The 962-nt window shown below is 39.0% G+C and carries 2 protein-coding genes; both read left to right on the top strand.

What is annotated here, in order from left to right; all coding sequences use genetic code 11:
* Nucleotides 1-324: hypothetical protein (locus AC1DG9_RS27325; protein WP_477635729.1), on the top strand; the 324-nt coding region annotated here is incomplete at its 5' end.
* Between the two features lie 97 nt (nucleotides 325-421).
* Nucleotides 422-962, top strand: a 541-nt coding sequence (locus AC1DG9_RS27330; RefSeq protein ID WP_477635730.1) for a carboxypeptidase-like regulatory domain-containing protein, incomplete at its 3' end; no start/stop codon positions are given.

Raw genomic sequence — 962 nt, forward strand, 5'->3', positions numbered from 1 at the left:
GAACATTATCCGGTTCCCCCAGTGCCGGTAGCCCCGATAGCTCCTGTATATAGAAAACCATATATTCCTGCCAAGCCGGTAGCTCCGAAAGTTAGAATCGGTGACGGAGTAGTGATTCAGGATCGGGCAGAACCAAAAGATATGACTAAGGAACTGCAAAACGATGGCTTATTACAGCAAACAAATAACTTTAAATACAAGCTGGACGCCGATGAACTGATCATTAACGGCAGGAAACAATCGGATGCGGTTCACCAGAAGTATATGAAAAAGTATCTCAAAAATCGTAAAGGAACAATTACTACAACAGTAAACACTGATTAAAAATAGTTTAATCTTACTTTACACTATTGCAACAACCAGCGTCATTTTAAACACTGAAAGGGACATACTATGCCCGGATTTTAAAAATTAATCTTCGATGATGACAAAAAAAATATTGGCTATTTTGGCCATAGGGATTTGTATTGTCCCAATTGCTACCTTTGCCCAACAGACTGAGGCAAGTATTTCCGGACAGATAAGGGATACGGAAAATAAGACCTTTGATCTGGCTACAGTTGCCTTGCTTAATGCTAAAGATTCAGTTGTACTGAAATCTACCTTTACTGAAAGCGATGGTAAATTCAGTTTCAATCAGTTGAAGGCAGGGGACTATCAAATAAAAGTTTCTGCAATGGGTTATACCAGCTATAAGAGTGAGGTGATCACTTTAAATACAGCACAGCCTAGCTTTTTTATCCCTAATATTAAACTTATTCCTTCCAGTAATAGCCTTAATCAGGTAAATATTACAGGTAAAAAATCTTTTATTGAACGTAAGATTGATCGTGTGATTGTAAACGTAGATGCCCTGATATCCAATACCGGTTCTACTGCATTAGAAGTTCTGGAGAAATCTCCCGGTGTGCAGGTTGACCAGAACGGCACAATAACTTTAAAAGGCAAGCAGGGGGTATTGG

Source organism: Pedobacter sp. 05L430, from assembly GCF_056397585.1.